The sequence below is a fragment of the Streptomyces sp. SID11385 genome (genome assembly GCF_010548245.1).
Taxonomy (GTDB): domain Bacteria; phylum Actinomycetota; class Actinomycetes; order Streptomycetales; family Streptomycetaceae; genus Streptomyces.
The window spans coordinates 1-1080 of the sequence record NZ_JAAGLR010000862.1; the positions used below are offsets into that span (position 1 = coordinate 1).

Sequence of the window (1080 nt, forward strand, 5' to 3'; positions counted from 1 at the left end):
CGCCGCCGGGGTCGCGCGGGCGGAGGCGGGGGCGGCGCGCACGGAGGCCCGTACCAGCCGCGAGACGATCGAGCGCGAGACCCGCCACCTGCTCGAACAACGCCTGCCCGCCCTCCTCTCGCACCTGCGCACCCCGCACGTCACCGTCCCCGGACTGCTCACGCCCGAACTCGCGGGCACCTCCGTCGACCGGCTCCACCGCGCGCTCCTGGACGCGGTCGCCGAGGGCGTCGCCGCCGAGAGCGAACGGGTCGACGAGGCCGGACGGGCCGTCGTGCGCGGCGCGATGAGCCGCGTGCACTCGCTGCAACTGCGCCTCCAGGACGGCCTGAGCGAGATCCAGCGCCGCCACCCCGACGCCGAGCCCGCGCTCATGGCCGACGTCCTCGCGCTCGACATGCTCAACGAGCTGATCGGCCGCGCCGCGCAGACCCCCGCCCTCGCCACCGGCTCCACCCCGATGCTCTTCCGCGACGACACACACCTCGTGGACATCGCGGTGAGCGCCGCGAGCCGGGTCCGCGACTTCAAGGAGCGCGTCGGCGAACCCGTCAATCACCTGACCCGCCGGATCGGCGTCATGGCGCAGTCGGTCGAGCCCCTGCGCGCGGTCCTCGCCGAACTCCTCGCCAACGCCGTGCACTTCTCGCACGGCACGCTCAAGGTCGACGTCTCGCTGCACGAGACGCAGACCGGCGCGAGCGTCATCGTCGAGGACGCGGGTGTCGGCCTGAACGCCGAGCAGTTCGCCCGCGCGGAGCGCCTGCTCAGCGGCGCGCACCCGGTGCGGCTCGTCGAGCTGGGCGACCCGCCGCAGACGGGCTGGGCCGCGATCGGTGCGCTCGTGCGCCAGTACGGCTTCCAGGTCTCGCTGAAGAAGAGCAGCTACGGCGGCGTCGCGGCCGTCGTGAGCGTCCCCGCCGCCCTCCTCGTCGAGATGCCCGAGGGCCACGCCCCCTCCGTGCACGCGCCCGCGCCCGTACGCGGCCACGAGCAGGCCCCGCCGCTCCCCGCCGGGGTGCGCGCTGTGGCCCGTACCGCCGAGAGCGGCGAGGCGACGGCCCTGCCGCGCCGCCGCCG

1 protein-coding gene is annotated in these 1080 nt (G+C 75.6%); it reads left to right on the forward strand.

From position 1 onward, the window contains the following. The coding region (locus G3I42_RS26215) for a sensor histidine kinase (RefSeq protein WP_164289923.1) at positions 1-1080 on the forward strand (1080 nt) is incomplete at both ends.